Origin of the sequence: Nostoc spongiaeforme FACHB-130 (assembly GCF_014698475.1) — a bacterium.
Taxonomy (GTDB): Bacteria; Cyanobacteriota; Cyanobacteriia; order Cyanobacteriales; family Nostocaceae; genus Nostoc_B; species Nostoc_B spongiaeforme.
This window is the reverse complement of sequence record NZ_JACJTB010000001.1, coordinates 222,561-243,400: the sequence shown is the minus strand read 5'-3', so window position 1 is coordinate 243,400 and position 20,840 is coordinate 222,561. Positions and strand designations below refer to the sequence as shown.

Sequence of the window (20,840 nt, the reverse complement as noted above, 5' to 3'; positions counted from 1 at the left end):
CTCCTGCTTATTGACTGATTTGAGCTAACAATTTACTTAAATTTTCTTGATTGATATTTGCAGCCGCAAAATCAGAGGGGGTATAGTCTCCAGCTTCAGGAGACTGACAATGGCTGATCAAAGATTTGAGGGCTTGAATAAAATTGTGCGATAATTTTTCGACTGTCTGGGGTCGATGAATATTCCGGCTGTAGTTGAAATATAGTTGCAATTTGCCTTCAGTAATTGCCGCATTAATTTGAAAGAGATAAGGGCGAATTGCTTTTGGACTGGCTGTTGAACCGAGTGCTTCTTCTGTCCATTTAAATAAGGAATCTTGCGGCAAACTTTTACTCAGTTGACCAAGGTAGAGAAACATTACCTCAGCTTGGGGAAGAGACTGGAATTTTTCAATTACTATCGGGTCAGGGCTGAGGTAGCGTAACACTCCGTAGTCAATACCATTACTCGAAGCATGACGCACTTGTTCTTTCACGGCTTTGAGTGCATCCCCAGGAGTAACTGTTTTGTCTAAATCTAACAGCACAGGGTAAGTAGTCGTAATCCACCCCACTGTTCTGGAGATATCGACATCATCAATTCCACCTGTACTCACTTCCCGTCCATTTTCATCAAGATTAATTAGGAGTAAGTTTTGCTTTGTCCATTGTTTAAAAGCTTGTACCAGTGCAGTCAGCAAAACTTCTTGTGTATTCATCCGATACACTCCCGGAACTTCCTGAAGCAGCAGTTGAGTTTCGCTTTCATTCAACGCAACTGAGATAACTTGCGCTTCGGAAGCTACAGTGTTAATACCGTCAGGATAGTCTAAGGGTAAAGTGGCAACTTGCTGATAACGTCCACTTAACCAGTGTTGTTGCTGTTGTTGTAACTGTTCGGATGCTGCATATTTTTGGAGACGCAACGACCACTGCTGATAAGAAGTTGTCTTTTCGGGGAGTTGAATAAGCTGTCCTTGACTCAACTGCTGATAACCAGTCTGGAGATCCTCTAATAAAATGCGCCAAGAACCAGGATCAGTCCCCAAGTGGTGAATCACAATTAATAAGCGGCTGTTTTGCTGCACACCCATATCAAACAAGGCAAAGCGGACAATTGGCCCTGTGGTTAAATTCAAACTGGCTTGAATTTGGGCGGCGGCTACTTCTAAAGCTGATTGTTGGGCGGTGGATGACAAAGCTGACAAATCAATATATGTCAACGGGACATATTCTTCAGGTGCGGCGTTGACCTGTTCCCATCCCGACTCAGAACGGGTAAACCGCAGACGCAGGGCATCGTGATGTATTAATAGTTGCTTTAAGGTTTGCTCTAAAATATCTAAATTCAGAGGTTTCACTACCTCTAACAACACCGCTTGGTTCCAGTGATGAATTTCTGGTTGATTCAAGGCAAAGAACTGGTGTTGAGCCGGAGTCAGGGGGACTGAACCTGTAATTACACCTTGTTCAGCTTGGACAACTTGGGTTTTAGTGATTACCTGTGCTAATTTGGCGATCGTTTGATGTTCAAATAATTGCTGGGGTGTGAGTCGAAACCCGGCTTTATTGGCTCTGGCGCTGACTTGAATCCCTAGTACGGAATCTCCACCCAACTCAAAAAAGCTATCTTCTACACCTACGGAAGCAATACCCAGGAGTTCTTGCCAGATATTGGCAATGATTTGTTCTACTTCCGTTCTAGGGGCGACATAATCATTATCTAAATTTGGTCTGACATAGCCAGTGATACTGGTTTTTGGTGCAGTTTGAGCCTCTTGACTTAATTCTTCTATTGTGTTTTGTGTTTCTCCAGGGGCGCAACGCAAAACCAAATTAGCTGTTGGATGGGCATCAACCCAGTAACGCTGACGTTCAAATGGATAGGTTGGTAAAGGAATCCTCTGTTGTGGCGCATCGGTATAAAAACTTGACCAATCTACAGTAACCCCAGCTTGCCACAGACGACCCAATGTATTTAATAAATAGGCGACATCTGACTGCTGCTCGTAGGCATAACGCAAGCTGGGAAACATCAAGGATTTATCGAGACATTGGGATGCAAAACTAATTAATGCTTGACCAGGGCCGACCTCTAATAAAATCGGATGATCTTTTTGTGATAATTGTTGGACTCCATCGGCAAAGCGCACTGTTTGACAAAGGTGCTGTACCCAGTAGGTTGGGTCTGTGGCTTGTTCGGCAGTAATCCAAGTGCCGGTGACGTTAGAAATATAAGGAATTTTGGGGGATTTGAGGCTAAATTGATTAACTAAATTGTGAAAAGTTGCTGCGATCGCTTCCATCATTACAGAATGAAAAGCATGGGAAGTTTGTAACCGCTTACCTATTAAACCGCGATCGCTCAATTTTTGTTCTAATTCTGCAACGGCATCGGGGAAACCTGCAACCACACATAATGATTCGCCGTTAATTGCCGACAGGGAAATTTTCTCATTCAACAATGGCTGTATCTCAGCCTCGGAAAGCGGCACAGCCAGCATTGCCCCTGCTGGTAACTCGTCAATCATCTGCGCCCTTCTGGCGACTAAGGTTAAAGCATCTGTTAAAGACAAAACCTCAGCCAAAGTGGCGACGACATATTCACCAATGCTGTAACCAATCATCGCCGTCGGGCGAATTCCCCAAGATATCCACAACTGAGCCAACGCATATTCAATTACAAACATGGCTGGTTGCGTCAACACAGTTTGGTTGAGTTTTTGCGTAGCGACATCGGTTGATGGCTCACCCCGCCCCAGCATTTTCCGCAAATCTAGACCTGTTTGGGTTTGCTGCTTACCATTTTGATGATTTCGGTTGGGATATAAAACATCTCGCAAATCCAAACCCAGCAGGGGCTGAAGCAGTTCACAACATTCATCCACACAGCCGCGAAATGTTGACTCAGTTTGGTAAAGTTCCAAAGCCATATCAACGTAATGAGTTCCCAGCCCAGAAAACATAAAAGCAACTGGACGTGGTTGAGTTTTGTGGGCGACTGGCGGGGAATTTTGCAGCGCCTTGAGTGCATCGGCAATATCTCGACACACCACCGCATGCCGATAGTCAAAAGTTCTGCGTCCAAAGAGCAATGTGTAAGCCACATCTGCCAGATTTAAATCAGGATGTGCTTGCAAATAATCAGCTAAATTTGTGGTTGCTTTTTCTAGTGCTGATGCTGTTTTGGTAGATAGAAGCAACAATTGATACTTTCTCCCCTGCTCCCTGTCCCCTTCCCACACTGGCGCTTCTTCCAAAATTACATGGGCATTAGTTCCCCCCAACCCAAAAGAACTAACTCCCGCACGCCGGGGAAGATGATTGGTTTGCCATTCTACAAGTTTGGTATTGACATAGAAAGGACTATTGGCAAAGTCAATTTCAGGGTTCGGAGCAGAATAATGCAAACTTGGGGGTATTTGTTTGTGCTTCAGGGCGAGGACAGTTTTGATTAACCCCGTCACACCTGCGGCTGTGTCTAAATGTCCAACGTTGGTTTTGACAGAACCAATGGCACAGAAATTTGTTTTTTGGGTGCTGCTGCGGAAAGCTTGGGTGAGGGCGGTGATTTCAATGGGGTCGCCTAAAGCGGTAGCTGTACCGTGAGTTTCAATGTAGGTGATAGTTTCTGCTTCGACTTCCGCGACGATTTGGGCAGTTTTAATCACCTTAGCTTGGGTATCGATGCGGGGTGCTGTGTAGCTGACTTTGAACGCCCCATCATTATTAATTGCTGAACCTTTGATAATGGCATGAATTGTATCGCGATCGCTCAACGCATCTTCCAATCGCTTCAACACCACAATTCCCACACCCTCACCACCTACAGATCCCTGAGCATCAGCATCAAAAGCACGGCAATGCCCATCAGGAGACAATATCCCTCCTTCTGTATATAAATATCCTGCTTTTCTGTCAGCATTGATGGCAACACCACCAGCCAAAGCCATATCACACTCACCATTGAGTAAGCTTTGACAAGCCAAGTGAACTGCTACCAATGAAGTTGAACAAGCTGTTTGGACGGCGTAACTAGGCCCTTCTAAGTTGAGTTTGTAAGAAACACGAGTAGTTAAAAAATCTTTATTCCCAGCTAACATAAGTTGCTGTGGATCAACAGCACCAATAAGATTTTGATTTAAATAAATATTTAGTAAGTAGGTGTTCATTCCAGAACCAGCATAAACACCAATCGCACCTGGATAATTTTGAGAATCATATCCGGCATTTTCTAAGGCTGACCAAGCACATTCAAGAAATACTCGGTGTTGAGGATCAGTAATTGTAGCTTCTCTAGGATTAAAACCAAAAAACTCGGCATCAAAATATTCTGCGTCTTCCAAGATTGCTTGGGCTTTAACATAATTAGGGTCATTTAATAAAGATGAATTTATTCCGGCTGCCAAGAGTTCTTCGTCAGTAAAAAATGCAATTGTTTCCTTGCCTTGCTGAAGATTTTGCCAAAACTCATCAATATCTTTGGCTCCCGGAAATCGCCCCGATAAGCCGATAATTGCTATTTCTGATCCATTTAATGATGTACTAATACCCATAATTTTAAATAGTAAAAAAATTAATCACACAATAACTCTCTAAAAATCTCTTTTCCTAACTCTCTAAAACTCTCTTTCCTTCGTGTCCTTTGCGCCCTTTGCGGTTCGTTTCTTAAAATTCTTCTTCATACATGACTGGTATTAAATATTTTGAATAGACTTAATTTTTTGTAAACGTTTTCTTTGTTGAGCCTTGCCATCGGCAACTTTCTCAATAACAACCTCTGAAATCTCAGCAGTTATTTTTTCCGGCTCAACCTGCGTTAAATAATTAGCTAAAGAATTAATTGTGGGATATCTAAATAAATCAAGAACCGCTAAATTTTTAGTAAATAATTCACGTAATTTGCTATGCACTTGCACCAACAGCAATGAATGACCACCAAGTTCAAAGAAATTATCATGAATCCCCACATTTTCTAATTGCAAGACCGTTTGCCAAATTTGGGCAATAGTTTGTTCAACTTCAGTTTGCGGTGGTTGATAAGCATCAGCTAATTCGGGGCGGTTTGTATCAGGTGTAGGTAAAGCTCGGCGGTCAACTTTACCATTCGCAGTCAGGGGCAATGCTTCTAATAAAACAAAAGCCACGGGAATCATGTAGCTGGGTAATTTTGATTCTAAAAAACTACGTAGCTCTGAAATGCTTAATGTTTGGGCTGCTTGCGGAACTAGATAGGCAACTATTCGTTGTGCATTAACCACCACTACAGTTTCTCGTACTCCGGGATATTGAGCGATCGCTGCTTCTATTTCTCCTAGTTCAATGCGGAAACCCCGCAGTTTCACTTGATAGTCAATCCGACCAATATATTCTATTTCTCCGTTAGGAAGATAACGGGCTAAATCACCTGTTTTGTAAAGACGACTGGCTGTGGTAGTGAAGGGATTGGGAATAAATTTCTCGGCGGTTAATTCAGGACGGTTTAAATAACCCCGACCAACACCTACACCGCCAATATAAACTTCCCCTGGTACACCCACAGGCACAGGATGAAGATATTTATCAAGGAGATAAATTTGAATATTGGCAATTGGGCGACCAATAGGTACTGTCTTTTGGTTGTTTAAATGATTTTGGCATTGCCAAAAGGTGACATCGACAGCCGCTTCTGTTGGGCCATAAAGATTATGTAATTGGGCATCAAGTCGCTGAAAAAAGCGTTGTTGCAGTTCAACTGGTAATGCTTCTCCACTGGCGATTACCCGCACCAAAGACTGACATTTTTCGACTGCTGCTGCTTCGAGAAAAACTTGCAGCATGGATGGTACAAAATGCAGGGTTGTAATTTGCTGCTGGATAATCAAGTTAACTAGATAGTTGGGATCTTTATGTCCTTCTGGTTGAGCGATGACTAACCGCGCCCCAGTAATCAAAGGCCAGAAAAATTCCCAAACTGAGACATCAAAACTAAAGGGCGTTTTCTGTAAAACTCGATCGGCGGCGGTGAGTTGATAAGCATCCTGCATCCACAGTAAGCGATTACAGATGCCGCGATGGGTGTTCATTGCACCCTTTGGTTTTCCGGTGGAACCAGAAGTATAGATGATGTAGGCGAGATGATCTTCTGTAATGTGAGTGATGGGATTTGCGCTGTGGCGATCGCTAATTAATTCCCAATCACTATCCAAACAAATAACCTGCGCTGACTGATTTGGTAGCGTGGTAACTAATTTCTGTTGGGTTAATAAAACCTTTGGTTGAGCATCTTCTAGCATATAAGCCAAGCGTTCTTGGGGATAGCTAGGGTCTAGGGGTATGTATGCACCACCAGCTTTGAGGATGGCTAATAACCCAATGACCATCAATAGCGATCGCTCTACATAAATCCCTACTAATACTTCTGGTTTTACGCCAAAAGTTTGTAAGTAATTTGCTAATTGATTAGCTTTGGTGTTGAGTTCGCGGTAAGTTAGTTGCTCATCTTTAAATACAACTGCTACTGCATCTGGTGTTTTCTCGACTTGCGCTTGAAATAATTCATGAAGACATTGCTGTTGGGGATACTGAACTTGAGTATTATTCCACTCCACTAGCAACTGATGTCGTTCCAATTCTGTTAACAGCGACAACTCACCTAGGCTTTGCTGTGGATTGTTGACCATACCTGCTAGTAAAGTCTGCAAATGTCCTAGCATCCGGTGAATCGTGTCACCATCAAAGCGATCGCCGCTAGTAATCTTGAGCCACAACTCGTCACCTGGAATCACGGTCAGGGCAATGGGATAATTAGTCTTTTCAAAGCTATGAACATCTTTGATATCTAAATTTATGTCCCTTTGCCGTACAGACGCATCCATAGCATAGTTCTCAAAAATGACTATACTCTCGAATAAAGATAAACCTTTAGGAACTTCACTCCATCCTTGGACTTTGACTAACGGACAATACTCGTATTGACTTGCCTCAATTAGTTGGTCTTGGCTTTTTAACAGCCAAGGTACAAGCAATCCTTCGGGAGATATTTGGACTCGAATTGGTACTGTGTTGATAAATAGCCCTACCATAGACTCGGCTTGCGCTAAAGTCGGAGGACGACCAGAAGTTACTGCCCCAAACACTACGTCTTCTTGACCGCTATAACGGCTCAATAGCAAAGCCCAAGCTCCTTGTACTAGAGTATTCAGCGTTAGCTGATATTGCTTTGCTAGAGATTTTAATGCGGCGGTTGCAGCTACAGACAGCTTTAATTCTGCCTCGTGATAGCTATCTGTTGGAGTCAGTAAGCCATTTCCTGGACTCACTGATAGCTGTGTGGGAGTGGTAAAACCTTGCAGCGTCTGTCGCCAAAAAGTTTCAGCCTCAGATAAATTTTGTTGCTGTAGCCAGACAATATAATCTCGATAAGGGCGAATATTTTCCAAGTACACCTGTCGCTCGTGGCTAAAAGCCTTGTAACAAGACAGGACTTCTTGAAAAACTGTCGCTAAAGACCAGCCATCTAACAACAGATGGTGATGACTCCAGGTAAAGTTATAGGCAGTCGGCGACAGTTGAATTAGTGTGAAGCGCATCAATGGTGCTTGCTTGAGATTAAAACCACAAGAGCGATCGCTTTGGAAAAACAATTCTAATTCTTGTTGTTGTGCTTCCGAAGAGAGATGCTGCCAATCATACTCTTGCCACGGTAGATTTACTTGTCGATGTACAATTTGTACTGGTTCTTTTAAGCCTTCCCAAACAAAGCAGGTTCTCAAAATTGCATGTCGTTCTACAACATATTGCCATGCACGATGGAATAAGGTAGCATTCAGCTTTCCTTGGAGATTCCAGCTAAATTGTTCAAAATAGACCCCAGACTGAGGAGTAGCAAGACTGTGGAACAGAATACCTTGCTGCATGGGCGAGAGGGGATAAAAATCTTCAATGTTTTTATTTTTCACACCCATATCAAATATCTCCTATAGCTGCTGTAATGGCATCAAGATCACTTTGATTCCATTGGCTTTGCTGAAACTCAGCGAAATCAGCAGGGGTAAATCCACCTGCATCAACAGACTCGCAGTGAGCAATTAGCGATCGCACTACCTCAATCAAGTTTTCTGCTAGTTTCTCAATTGTGGTTTGTCGATGCAACTTGCTACTGTAAGACCAACTTATTTCCAGATGTCCCTGATAAATCCCAGCATTAATTTCTAGTAAGTGAGTTCGTTGATTTCGCCCACTGTGAGTAGCACCAACCGATTCTGGCGCGAAACTAAATAAAGATGATTCGGCTAAAATGCGATCAAACTGTCCTAAATAGTTAAAAATAACTTCAGCCTTTGAGGCAGAAAACTGTGCGGCTAGTTCTTGATTTTGACTCAGATAACGCAGTAATCCATAGCCAATACCTCGATTCGGAATGGCTCTTAGTTGCTCTTTAATTGACTGCAAAGCTTTGCCTAAATCTTGGCTATTTTCCAAATTTAAATGTACAGGAAAAATCGTGGTGAACCAACCCACCGTTCTCGATAAATCCACATCCTCGAAAATTTCTTCTCGTCCATGTCCTTCCAAGTCAATTAATAAACAATTTTCTCCAGTCCACTGATTAAAAGTTAGTATAAGTGCTGTTAACAATACATCATTAATTTGTGTCCGATAAGCTGCTGGTACTTGGTGCAGCAAACTTTGGGTTTCGGCTGCGGACAGCGATACTGATACAGTCGATGTGGTTGCTTCTAGATTGTCTCCATCGCCAAAATCTCTTGGTATAGGCGTAACCGATTGATGTTGGGTTGTTAACCAGAAGTCTATTTCTTCTAGTAAAGCTGAAGATTGTGCATATTTTTGGAGATGGCTAGACCATTGTTGATAAGAAGTTGTTTTGGGTGGCAGATTGATTACTTTGCCTTGAATTATTTGCTGGTAAACTGTTTGCAAATCTTCAATTAAAATTCGCCAAGACACACCATCAACGGCTAAGTGGTGAATAATCCACAGCAACCGTTGAGGTTGATTATCTCCCAAGTTAAACAAAGCAACTCGGAATAATGGCCCCTGTGAAAGATTTAGACTAGCTTGCAGTTGATCGGTGGCTGCTGCTATTGCTGGCGATCGCTGATTTTCGGGTAGTGCTGCAAAATCAAAGTATGTCAACGGTATCGCCGGATCTGGACTAACAATCAGTGCTTGAGTACTAAACTCCTGCTGTCTAAAACGTAAACGTAAAACATCATGATGTTTGTCTAAAAACTGGATGTTTTTCTCTAAGATTACAGGGTCAATTTTTTGTTTGCTTTCTAAGCATACTGCTTGATTCCAATGGTGTGGTTCTGGTTGCTTTTGGTCAAAAAACCAATGCTGAATGGGTATCAATTCTAGCGTTCCTGTTAACACTCCTTGTTCAGCTAGAATTTTATCTTTTGTACCAATTACTGTTACTATTTGAGCAATAGTTTGGTACTGAAACATCTGTTTAGGAGTTAATTGCAGACCCAAACGGTTGGCTTTAGATACTACTTGCAGACTCAGAATCGAATCTCCACCTAGTTCAAAAAAGTTATCGTTGATGCCTATATTTTCTAAACCTAATACTTCTGACCAAAGGACAGCTAATTGCTTTTCAATACTTGTTTGTGGTGCAACAAAGGTTTCTGCGAGTTCTGGACGCACTATATCAGTTGCTGGAAGTGCCTTGCGGTCAATCTTACCATTGGGTGTTAATGGTAGTGCCTCTAAGATCACAAAAGCTGCTGGCACCATGTAATTGGGGAGCTTTGATTCTAAAAAGTTGCGTAGCTCAGGAATTGCCAGTGTTTGCTGTGTTTGCGGCACTAGATAGGCAATTATTTTTGATTCTTGACTAACTACAACTACAGTTTCACGCACCGTCGGGTATTGGCTGATGATGGCTTCAATTTCGCCCAATTCAATGCGGAAACCACGAATCTTGACTTGGTTGTCAATGCGTCCAATATATTCAATCTCTCCATTCGGCAAACAGCGGGCTAAATCCCCTGTTTTATAAAGACGTTCGCCTTGCTGACTAAAAGGATTGGGGAGAAATTTTTCTGCTGTCAATTCAGGACGGTTGAAGTAACCCCTACCTACTCCAACACCACCAAGATAAACTTCACCTGTCACACCGATAGGAACCGGATTGAGATGCGGATCAAGTATATAAATTTGAATATTGGCAATTGGTTGACCAATAGGAACTGTATTTTGGCTGGTAAAACTATCTTTTTGACACTGCCAAAAAGTCACATCTATAGCTGCTTCTGTTGGGCCATAGAGATTATGCAGTTGCACATCCAGTCGATTAAAAAAGCGTTGTTGCAGTTGGGCTGGTAATGCTTCACCACTGGTAATCACTCGGACTAGAGATTGACATTTTTCTAAATCTTCTACTTCGAGAAAAACTTGCAGCATTGACGGCACAAAATGTAAAGTGGTGATTTGCTGCTGGATAATCAAGTTAACTAAGTAGTGGGGATCTCGATGTCCTTCTGGTTGAGCCACTACTAAACGCGCACCTGTGATCAATGTCCAGAAAAATTCCCATACAGACACATCAAAACTGAAGGGAGTTTTCTGTAAAACCGCGTCTGCTGATGTTAATTGATAAGTATCTTGCATCCACAGTAAGCGATTGCAAACACCTCGATGGCTATTCATTGCACCCTTGGGTTTACCTGTAGAACCGGAGGTGTAGATGACGTAAGCAAGGTGATCAACTGTGATGTTGGTTACAGGATTTTCGGTGCTTTCATGAGCAATTTGTTCCCAGTCACTATCGAGGCAAATTACTTGCACTTTGTGATTGGGTAGACTTGCTAATAAATCTTGTTGTGTGAGCAACACGCCTGGTTGTGAATCTTTTAACATCTCAGCCAAGCGTTCTTGAGGATAGCTAGGATCTAGGGGGATATATGCACCACCCGCTTTCAGGATGGCGAGTAGTCCAATAATCATATTCAAAGAACGCTCTACACAAATCCCCACTAATACCTCTGGTTTTACTCCTAGCGATCGCAGATAATGGGCTAATTGGTTGGCTTTGGTGTTTAATTGTTGGTAAGTTAATTGCTGATTTGCAAATTCTACGGCTACTGCATTTGGTGTTTTTGCTACCTGTTGTTCAAATAATTCATGGATACATTTATCCAAATCGTAATCAGTCGCTGTCTGATTCCATTTAACTAAAAGAGTCTGAAGTTCAATTTCTGTTAATAATGACAACTCTGATAAACGCTTCTCTGGAAAAGTAATAATATCCTGGAGCAAATTAGTAAAATGCCCTACCATTCTTTCAATAGTCGCAGCATCAAATAAATCTGTGTTGTACTCCCACCACCCCCAAATTTCTGGACGGGAATCTACCACATACAGAGATAAATCAAATTTTGCTGTCCCATTATGGTTCTGAAGCCATTGGAGAGTCAGACCAGGTAATACTAAATCTTTTTTAGTATCTTCTTGAAAAGCAAAGGTTACTTGAAAAAGTGGGGTATGACTAAGATTTCGCTCAGGTTGTAGCTCTCCTACTAATTGCTCAAAAGGTAAATCTGCATGAGCATAAGCTCCTACACACACATCGCGCACTCTCTTGAGCAATTCCCTAAAGCTGGGGTTTCCAGAAATATCAGTACGCAGTACTAAGGTGTTGACAAAAAAACCGATTAATCCTTCAATATCAGCATGGTTGCGATTAGCAATTGGAGAACCAAGGCAAATGTCTTCTTGATTTGTATAACGGTACAATTGTGCTTGAAAAGCTGCTAACAAGGTCATAAATAATGTGACTCCTTGTTGCTTGCTTAAAGACCGCAAACCTTGGCTTAAATCTGATGATAGTTGGAAGTTTCTGGTTGTGCCGTTGAAAGTTTGTACTGGAGGCCGCGGATGGTCTGTGGGCAAAGATAAAGTAGTGGAAGCATTTGCTAGTTGTTGCTGCCAATATGAAAGTTGGGTTGTTGCGCGTTCAGCTTGTAACTGTTGAAGCTGCCAGATAGAATAATCTGCATATTGAATTGGCAGTTCTGAAAGTGGGCAAGGTTGTTCTGCTGAAAAAGCTTTGTAAATGACGGCTAATTCTTGGTTCAGCACTTGTATTGACAACCCATCACAAATAATGTGATGGATAGTCAATAAAAGCAAATATTCCTGTTCCTGCGTTTGCAATAACATAACGCGCAGCAAGGGACAAACTGCTAGGTTAAAAGGTGCTTGAGCAATTTCATGAGTTAGGCGCTCAACTTCCGCATTCTGTAATGCTGGCGGTAAGTGGCTCAAGTTTACCACTGGTAACTTGATAGTCACAGAGGGATGAATTACTTGAACTGGTTGCTCGTCTATGGTTGTAAAAGAAGTACGCAGAGATTCATGACGGTTAATAATTTCATTAAAACTTTTTTCTAAAATGGCAAGATTAAGATTACCTGTTAATTTTATAGATACAAATTCGTTATAAACATAACTTTGGGGTTCCAATTGTTGCAGAACCCACAATCGCTGTTGGGGTGCGGACAAAGGAATTGAACTTCGCTCGGTACAACGAGGAATAGTTGTTTTTTGATTACTAACATGACGCTCACCCCGTAAGCGTTTTTCTAAAATGGCTTGTTTCGCGGGTGAGAGATGAGAACGACGTTGAATAATTTCATGATTTTTACTGTCCATATTATTTAGTAATAAATTAGTCAATTACTTGAAAATTTACGTACGCAGGCACAGGTTGGATGCGAGTTAAGTCGTTTTCTAAAATTAATGAATTGCCACTTTGATCAATTTCTTTAAAACCTGCAAATTTATAAGATATATACATCATGCGATTCCGGTCATTTGGGACAAACTCTGCTAAAAGACGAACATGATTAGTTTGAGCCAGACTCATAATATGATTCATCATGATTGTCCCCACTCCCCGCGACATCACCCGACAAGACATTAACAAAAGCTTGATTGTCCATATCTGTGTTTGGCATTCAATAAGAGCCAAGCCTATTTTTCCATAGCTACCATATTTATCTTCCAGACTAGCAATGAGCAATTTATGATTTTTGCTGTTCCGAAAATGATTCAGTTCATCGTAGGAATAGGTATAACCAGTTGTATTCAATTGGTTAGTTCTGAGTGTTAATTCTTCTGCACGCTGTAAATCTGCTTCTTGAGCAGTAGAAATGGTAAAATTCATCTGGAGAGTAGCTAAAAATTCATCTGCTGTGCCGACAAATTCTTTCTCCGCATTGTGTCGTTCAATATCGCTCAAATACATCAATCTTCTAAGGCGTGAATCTTCCGTAATAAACCGGGGATTCATCACAGGCATATCTAAAATATTGCTGATTTCCTCTGCATTGATACAGAGAACTTCTGGCACGGAAAACTTAACTTCTTCTAACTCAAATAACTGGTCATCAATAAAGGCGATCGCATCTAACCCAATATTGAGTAAACTAGCAATTTGTTTAACTGAATCAGCTTTAGAATTCCAATTAATTTGGGGATATAAAAAATAATCTTGTAACCCAAATTCTGTTAATTTGTTGATTGCTGTATGATGTTCATTCTTACTAGCTATAGATTGTAATATACCACGTTTATCTAAAGTTTCCATCAAATTTATAATATTCTCTCGCAGAGAAACTTGATGATCTTCTAGCAAAACTCCGTGCCATAGGGTATTATCTAAATCCCAAACGACACATTTAATTACTTTTTTATCTTTTTGTTTACTATTTAAATTTAGCTCTTGAATACTAACCATAGATTAATTTCTCTCTGCTAATTGCTTATCTAAACCAGTAGCTACGTTTGCAAATAAATAATCTTGATAACCAGATTCAGCAATTGTAATTTCTTGAATTTGAGTACTACCTTCAATAATTTCCATAATTTTCGAGTCGCGTAAATACCTCTCCACAGGGTACTCATTACTACAACCATTCCCGCCATGAAGCTGCACAGCATCATTAGCTATTTTGGTAGCAACTGTAGATGCAAAATACTTGGCAATAGAAGTCTCAATAATAGAGTTGGGGTCGTTAATATCTTTGAGATAACCAGCTTGATAACATAACAACCTCGCTGCTTTGGTGTTAGCTATCATCTGCGTAATCTTTTGCCGAATTAATTGATGTTCTTTGAGATAAACGCCAAACTGTGTGCGTTCATTTGTATATTTGATGCAAGCTTCTAAACAAGCTTGAGCAATACCAACACATCCTGCTGCCACACTATATCTACCATAATCAAGAGCGGAAGCAGCAATATAAGCAAACCCAAAACCTAATCTCCCAACTAAGTTTTCTCGCGGAATTTGACAGTTATGAAAATATAATTCTGCTGACATTGAAGCCCTCACGCCTAAAATGCCAGACATAGGTTTAACTGTAAATCCTGGGCTATTTTTCTCTACTAAAAAAGCCGTCGGTTTACCTTCACATTGAGCAAAAACTAAATAGATATCTGCTATTTGTCCGTAGGTAATCCATTTTTTCTGTCCATTTAAAACATAAGTATCACCAACTAGTGTTGCTTTGGTTTCTACACTTTTCGCATCGCTACCAACATTCGGTTCGCTTAATGCAAAAGCCGCGATAATTTCTCCAGATGCCAACTTTGGCAGCCAATATTCTTTTTGAGATTTATTACCCCATTTACACACAGCATGAGCTACCATGTTGTGAACTGTCAACAAACTTCTAATAGAAGAACATCCCCGCCCAATTTCTTCGTTGAGAATGCCATAGGTAATCATATCCATTGCCCGACCGCCATATTCTTGGGGTAAGATAGCACCAAGAAAACCGCGTTGAGCAATTTTTTTAATTAATTCTGGTGGTGTAAATTCTTGTCTATCCCATTTACCAGCATCAGGACAAATTTCTTGGTTAACAAAAGCTCTAAATTCAGCTTGAGCGTTTTTTTGTTGAGCAGATAGTTCTAGTTTCATCATAAATTCACTGTGCGAGAACAGCAGTTTTGCGTTCTACTAAATTGGCGATAGAGTTGATGGTGCGGAAATTTTCAAACTCTAAGTCTTCGTTCTCAACCGCAATCTGAAATTCCTGCTCAACAAATAAAACCAGCTGCATTGCAAACATCGAATTTACAAAACCGAGAGCGAAAATATCTTCGTCTGGTTGTAAGTCATGATTGCCGAAAAATTTTGACAAGAAGGTTTTAATTCTAGCTTGCACTTCTTTCATAAGTCTTGAAATTCCTAGTTATTGATATACGTAAAAACCTTGACCATTTTTTCTGCCATATAACCCTGCATCCACCATTTTTTTCAGTAAAGGGCATGGTCGATACTTGCTATCATTAAAGTTTTCATACAAAACTTCGATAGAAAATAAAATGGTATCTAGTCCAATTAAATCTGCGGTTTCTAAAGGCCCCATTTTGTGACCAAAACAGCCTTTAAAAATTTTGTCTACATCTTCTGCTGTCGCTACTTGGTCTTGCAACAGAAACACAGCTTCGTTAATTGTTAACATCAACACGCGGTTAGAAACAAAACCCGGTGAATCGTTAACAATGACGCATTCTTTCCCCATCTGAGTCAACATTTGTTTTGCTATTTCAATTGTTGTCTCAGAGGTATGATATCCCCGAATCATCTCTACCATTGGCTTCATTGGTACAGGATTCATAAAGTGAATACCCAGAACTTGATCAGGGCGTTTGGTAAGTGAAGCTAGGCGAGTAATGGGGATTGCTGATGTATTGGCAGCAAATACACAATGTGGTGGACAGATAGCATCTAATTGTGGATATATCCCTTTTTTAATATCCCATTTTTCGGTGACATTTTCAACTACAAAATCAGCATTTTCTAAAAGTTTATAGCTAGTAGAAAACTCGATTTTCTCTAGAATACTATCTGGGTTTTTTCGATTGTCGCTTTTCTGGAAAAAACTTTGTAAGCGGATATTATTTCTGATTTCGTATTTAGCTTTATCAAGAATATCTTCAGAAATATCTATCAATATTACTTCATGACCTGTTTGTGCGAGGTTTTGTGCAACCCCGATACCCATCACGCCTGCACCAACAACGCCTACTGTTTGAATTTTCATAATTTATCTTAGCCTCCTTCTACGCTCTAAACATAAATATGTGAAACTAGCTTTTCGGCTTCTTCTTCGGTCAGTTCTGACAATTCTTTAATCAGGATATCTTCAATCAGCAAAGCTAATTCTGCCACCGTTGGCGCTTCAAAAATATGGCGTAATGATAGTTCAACTTGAAAATCTTGACGCAACTGAGAAACTATTTGTGTTGCAATTAAGGAGTGTCCGCCCAAATCAAAAAAGTTATCATTAACGCCGACTTGATCAATCCCTAATAATTCTTGCCAAATCTCAGCAATCTTTTGCTCAACTGCACTACTGGGTTCAAGATAAACAGTTTCTAAAATCGGTCTTGGGTGCGCTATTTGAGATTGAGGAGATTGTTTGGAATTTTTTAAGAAAAGCGGTACAGCAAAAGCTTGATGTTCTGCAATGACAGTTTGGAGATTTTTTGTTGATACAATTACTTGAGGTAAATTTTGAGATAAAATCCGCTCAAAGGCATCTATACCCTCTGCAAAAGATATACCATATTTTTGTCGTATTTGCTTAATTTCTGCTTGCATATTGGGTGCAAATGCTAACAAAGATTTTTGCCAACTATCCCATTCCCACCAATCCCAGTTGATGGAGATTGTCGGTATTTGGTGTTGATAAAAATTGTAGTGGGCAAATCCATCTAGAAAGGAATTAGCTGCACAATAATCTACTTGTCCTAAGCCGCCTGTGATTGCAGTAGTAGAAGAAAATAAGACCAGGAAATCTAAATTGATGTTTTGCAAAACAGTATTTAAAACTATTGTGCCTTGGAGTTTAGTTTGAAAAACTTTTGCTGCTAATTCAGGTGTTTTGAGTTGAATGATACCTGCACCTGGAGTTCCGGCTGCATGAATTACGCCATGAATCTTGCCAAAGCGATCGCATACGTGATTAATCGCACTCTGCATTTGTTCTAGGTTAGCAACATCGGCTTTCAGCACTAAAACCTCTGCACCTAACTCTTCTAGCAGCTGGAGTTTTTTGATTTTGGTTTTGAGTAAATCATCTTGCTCTTGGCTGGATAGCAATTCCTCCCACTCGACTTTATTTGGTAATTCCGAACGTCCAATCAGGACTAATTTTGCTTGTACAGTCTTGGCTAAATATTCGGCGATCGCTAGGCCAATTCCGCCTAATCCACCTGTGATTACATATACTCCTTTTTTTCTGAATTTGTTTTTAGTGCTTGTTTGGCTGGCGATGGGTAAGGGTTCAAAACACTGTATCCATCTTTGATTTCCCCGATATGCAATGACTTGCTCAGATGGTACTGTCTGAAGTTCTCTACAAAGATTGTCTATCAACTGTTGCCATTGCTTTGTATCAAGTTGGGGAATGGTAATATCAATGCTGCGGCAGGATATGTGGGCATATTCTTGAGGAATAACTTTACATAGCCCCAGAATTGTTGCCTTTTGTGGACATAAATATTCTTCATCCAGTACCTGTTGCATGTTGTTAGAAACAACATTAATTGCCACAGATTGACTAAGATTTTGTTCTCCCAATGCTTGGATGAGAAAAAGCAAGCTCCAAAAACTTATATCTTGAGTAGCTGCAAAATTTTCTAGATCAGATATTTGACTATTATATGATGTAATGTTCCACAAATGAGTAATTTTCTGTGGTATTTGACCCAAATTGTGGAGCTGTTTGATTAAAGTATCATAGTCATTTTTGCTTTGGGGATTAATCGTATATTCCCCATATCCAATTTGACGAAATTCTTCGCCAATTTTGACAGTTATGACATTTTGATGCTCATTTTTCAGGCGTTCTACAATTTGATTACCAATACCGCAAGTATCAACAAATACTAACCAATAATCACTTGAATCGATTGATTTTGCTTGTTCCAACGATACAAGCAAAGCCGAACGTTTCCAAGAAGGAATGTTAAACCAGTCGGTAACATCCAACTTTTCTGTTGATAATGCTGAAGATTTATCTGAAGAACTCGTTGGTTTTTGTGGCTCTAACCAGTAGCGTTGACGTTCAAAAGGATAGGTTGGTAAAGGAAGACGATAACGACGCTCATCACGATAAAATCCTGACCAATCTATTTCTACTCCGGCTGACCACAACCTACCTATTGTTCTTAACAAGAATACTAAGTCTGGTTTTTGATCGTAAGCATATCTCAGGGAGGGTAAGATGATCTGATTGACTTCGGGATTGGTTTCGAGACATTGAAGGGCGAAACTATTTAAAGTCTGTCCTGGCCCTACTTCTAATAAAATGGGATTATTTTGGTTCCACAGTTCTTGGATACCCGGAGCAAATAACACAGGTTGACACAGGTGTTGAACCCAATAATCGGGATTTGTGGCTGCTGCTGCTGTGATCCAAGTTCCTGTAACGTTAGATATGTAAGGAATTTTTGGTGCTTGGAGTTGAAAGCTTTTGACTAACTCACGTAACTCAGAAATCGCACCCTCCATCATTGGAGAGTGAAAAGCGTGAGAAGTTTCTAGGCGACGACAAGCTAAACCTCGTTCAGTTAACTGTTGTTCCAGAGCTTCTACAGCGTTAGTTTCACCTGCAACTACACACATAGATTTGCCGTTAACCGCAGACAAGGAGATTTGATCATTTAGCAAGGGGGATATTTCTGCTTCTGAAAGTGGAACAGCGAGCATTGCTCCACCTGGTAATTTTTGAATTATCCGCGCTCTTGCAGCAATTAGTTTTAAACCTTCTTCTAGAGATAAAACCCCTGCTACAGTGGCTGCTACATACTCACCAATGCTGTAACCGATCATTGTTTGGGGACGAATTCCCCAGGATATCAATAGCTGTGCTAAAGCATATTCAATGACAAAAACGGCTGGTTGGGCTAGTTCAGTTTGATGGAGTAAGGAGGGTTGTTCTTGATTTCGCCCCAACATTTTCCGCAAATCTAAACCTTGAGATTCTAGATTTAATTTTTGGTTTTCTGGGGTTTGTGGTGAATGTCTATTTGGATAAAGAATATCGCGTAAATCTTGATTCAAAAGCGGTTGCAGAAACTCGCAACAGTAATCAACTTGCTGGCGAAAGATAGATTCAACTTGATAAAGTTCCCAACCCATGTTGACATATTGAGTACCCAGACCAGGGAACATAAAAGCTATGGACTGTTGTTGTGTTGCGGGGATACTGCTCAGTACTTTTTGAGAGTTTTCTAGGGCTGCGATCGCATCTACAATATCTCGACACACCACAGCACGCCGATAGTCAAAAGTTCTGCGTCCAACTTGTAATGTGTAAGCCACATCAGCCAAGTTTAAATTAGGATGTGCTTGCAGATAATCTGCTAAATTTGTGGTTGCCTTTTCTAGTGCTGATGCTGTTTTGGCAGACAGAACCAACAATTGATACTTTCTCCCCTGCTCCCTGCTCCCTGCTCCTTGTTCTTCCCATACTGGTGCTGCTTCTAAAATGACGTGGGCGTTGGTACCACCGATACCCAAAGAACTCACACCAGCACGGCGAGGGGTATGAGTATTTTGCCAATCTGTCAGCTTGGTATTGACGTAAAAAGGACTGTTGGCAAAATCAATATTGGGATTGGGTTCGGCAAAATGTAAGCTAGGCGGTATTTGTTGATGTTTGAGCGCCAAAGCAGTTTTGATTAAACTTGTCACCCCAGCAGCTGCGTCCAAATGACCAATATTGGTTTTGAGGGAACCGATCGCACAAAATTGCTTTTTATCAGTACTTTCACGGAAGACGCTGGTTAATGCCGTAATTTCAATCGGATCACCTAAGACAGTTCCGCTTCCGTGGGTTTCAATATAGCTGATGGTTTCCGGCGGTACATCTGCTAAACTTAGTGCTTCGGCAATAACTTGAGCTTGTCCGTTGACGCTGGGGGCTGTGTAACTGATTTTACCTGAACCATCGTTATTGATGGCACTACCTTTAATGACAGCATAGATATGATCACCATCGGCGATCGCTTCAGTTAACCGCTTTAAAACCACAATTCCCACGCCATTGCCAATAATCGTACCTCTAGCTTGAGCATCAAAGGCGCGACAGTGACCATCAGGCGATAAAACACCACCTTCTTGATACAAGTACCCGGTTTTTTGGAGAATATTAATTGAAACTCCCCCAGCTAAAGCCATATCGCATTGATAATTTAATAAGCTTTGGCAAGCGAGAGAAATTGCAACTAAGGAAGTAGAACAAGCAGTCTGTACTGTAAGGCTGGGGCCTGTAAGATTTAATTTATAGGAAACACGAGTAGCGAGGAAATCTTTATCGTTACCAATTCCCCTTTGAAAAAGACTCGCTAATCCTGTGCGCTCGTTATTTAAATCTAAAGATAAATAATTATTTGAACTTGCACCTGCATAAACTCCGATGCGACTTTCGCAACGTTGAGAGTCATAGCCGGCATTTTCTAATGCTTCCCAGGCACATTCTAAAAATAACCGATGCTGTGGATCTGTAATTTCTGCTTCTTTGGGGTTAAAACCAAAAAATGCCGCATCAAATAAATCTATATTTGCTAATACACCCAGGCTTTTCACATAATCGGGATGGTTCACTAATTCTGGCTCAATTCCCGCCGCAATTAATTCTGCATCAGTAAAGGTAGAAATTGATTCCACACCAGAGCATAAATTTTCCCAAAATTCTGGAATATCATTAGCACCGGGGAAACGTCCCGACATCCCAATAATTGCGATCGCTTCGATTACATTTTGTAATTCTGTACTATCCATCACTCCTAAATTACCTTGTTAATTACATGCTTTGGCGAAATAAATTC

Annotated in this window: 8 protein-coding genes; all 8 read right to left on the bottom strand. The window is 40.8% G+C overall.

The window, feature by feature from the left end; translation table 11 throughout:
• Positions 1–7 precede the first annotated feature (7 nt).
• Positions 8–4,534 (bottom strand): type I polyketide synthase, encoded by a 4,527-nt coding sequence (locus H6G74_RS01000; protein ID WP_190965884.1) that lies wholly within the window; start codon positions 4,532–4,534, stop codon positions 8–10.
• Between the two features lie 141 nt (positions 4,535–4,675).
• Positions 4,676–7,924 carry a non-ribosomal peptide synthetase gene (locus tag H6G74_RS00995; RefSeq protein WP_199340855.1) on the bottom strand — a complete coding sequence of 1,083 codons (3,249 nt, stop codon included), beginning with the start codon at positions 7,922–7,924 and terminating at the stop codon, positions 4,676–4,678.
• Position 7,925: 1 nt separating this feature from the next.
• A complete protein-coding gene (locus tag H6G74_RS00990) occupies positions 7,926–12,641 on the bottom strand; it encodes a non-ribosomal peptide synthetase (protein ID WP_190965883.1) in 4,716 nt (1,571 codons plus the stop codon).
• Between the two features lie 16 nt (positions 12,642–12,657).
• Positions 12,658–13,728 carry an HAD-IIIC family phosphatase gene (locus H6G74_RS00985; RefSeq protein WP_190965882.1) on the bottom strand — a complete coding sequence of 357 codons (1,071 nt, stop codon included), beginning with the start codon at positions 13,726–13,728 and terminating at the stop codon, positions 12,658–12,660.
• 3 nt (positions 13,729–13,731) lie between these two features.
• On the bottom strand, positions 13,732–14,919 hold the full coding sequence (locus H6G74_RS00980; RefSeq protein WP_242051129.1) for an acyl-CoA dehydrogenase family protein: 1,188 nt from the start codon (positions 14,917–14,919) through the stop codon (positions 13,732–13,734).
• Between the two features lie 4 nt (positions 14,920–14,923).
• Positions 14,924–15,172 carry an acyl carrier protein gene (locus H6G74_RS00975; RefSeq protein WP_190588355.1) on the bottom strand — a complete coding sequence of 83 codons (249 nt, stop codon included), beginning with the start codon at positions 15,170–15,172 and terminating at the stop codon, positions 14,924–14,926.
• A gap of 18 nt (positions 15,173–15,190) precedes the next feature.
• Entirely contained in the window at positions 15,191–16,045 is an 855-nt protein-coding gene (locus tag H6G74_RS00970) for a 3-hydroxyacyl-CoA dehydrogenase family protein (protein ID WP_190965881.1), read from the bottom strand.
• A 26-nt stretch (positions 16,046–16,071) separates the two neighbouring features.
• Positions 16,072–20,793, bottom strand: coding sequence for a type I polyketide synthase (locus H6G74_RS00965; RefSeq protein WP_190965880.1), 4,722 nt, complete (start codon positions 20,791–20,793; stop codon positions 16,072–16,074).
• Positions 20,794–20,840: the final 47 nt, after the last annotated feature.